This window comes from Oleiphilus sp. HI0125, assembly GCF_001635355.1.
Genome location: NZ_LWGF01001249.1, coordinates 1 through 1,047, shown reverse-complemented (window position 1 = coordinate 1,047; position 1,047 = coordinate 1). Strand labels below are relative to the sequence as shown.

Genomic DNA, 1,047 nt, shown 5'->3' with positions numbered 1-1,047 from the left:
AAAACTCATCAATTAGTTCAAATAATAAAAGCAAACAGGTAAGTCTATGAACGCTCTTCAGAAGCGTATGGTCGGGCATGGCGCGATCATTATGTTAATCGGTCTTATTGCTGGTATCGGTTTAGTTATGAAACTGATAGGCGGCTTTGAGATATTTCCTAATTATATTGTGCAGTTTGAACTATTCGGTAGCGATCGCGGATGGGCTCGAGCTCACGCGGGTGGCTTGATGAACGGTTTAATGATCTTTGTTGTCGCACTGTTGCTATGGGGATTGAATGCACCAGAGCGCCTAGAGAAAAAGCTGTTTTGGATGATTGTAGGCGCGGGCTATGGCAACACCATGTTTTATTGGGGCGGGATGCTTTCGGCAAGTAGAGCTTTGACCTTCGGTGATAATCGACTCGGTGAAACCAATATATGGGGCATTTTAGGATTAGTGCCAGCGTTGGTGTTTAGCTTTGTTTCGTTATATTCCTTTTATGTTCTTGCGCGACATGCTTTTTCAGAAGCTAAGTCATAAAACCTCTCGGTAGCGCTATGGTGCTTATTGTATACAGACCTTGTTATAGGAGGAACTATGTCCGAAATAAAACAATTAGAGGCGGACTATTTGATCATCGGTGCTGGTGCGATGGGATTGGCATTTGCTGATGAATTGCTCAAACACGACAAACAAGCAAGCATCGTGTTTGTAGAGCGTCGCGGCATGTCGGGCGGGCATTGGGTTGATGCCTATGATCACGTTAAGCTTCATCAGCCAGCAATAGCTTACGGGGTGAACTCACTTGAGTTAAGTGAATCGAAAACAGACCTTTCTAGTCGCCCTCAAATCATTCATTACTTTGAACGTATTTCTAAAAACTTAGTAAGTACTGGGCGTGCACGCTTTTTATTCAAATGTGATTTTGTGGGTGAGCAGCCACTCGACAAGGGAGCAATCGCGACGGTTGCTTCCAACATAGACGAAGGCGTGTCGTATCGAATCCACGTAAAGCGCAAGATTGTCGATAGCGGTTATATGCGTGTCGAGGTACCTGCGACGCA

2 protein-coding genes are annotated in these 1,047 nt (G+C 44.9%); both read left to right on the top strand.

Annotated features, from left to right (window positions below; genetic code table 11):
- Positions 1 to 46: 46 nt before the first annotated feature.
- Positions 47 to 523: a styrene-oxide isomerase StyC gene (gene styC / locus A3762_RS21760; RefSeq protein ID WP_068480124.1), complete on the top strand. Its 477-nt coding sequence runs from the start codon at positions 47 to 49 to the stop codon at positions 521 to 523.
- Between the two features lie 57 nt (positions 524 to 580).
- Positions 581 to 1,047 (top strand): NAD(P)-binding protein (locus A3762_RS21755; RefSeq protein WP_156493659.1); only part of this gene is annotated, 467 nt, incomplete at its 3' end.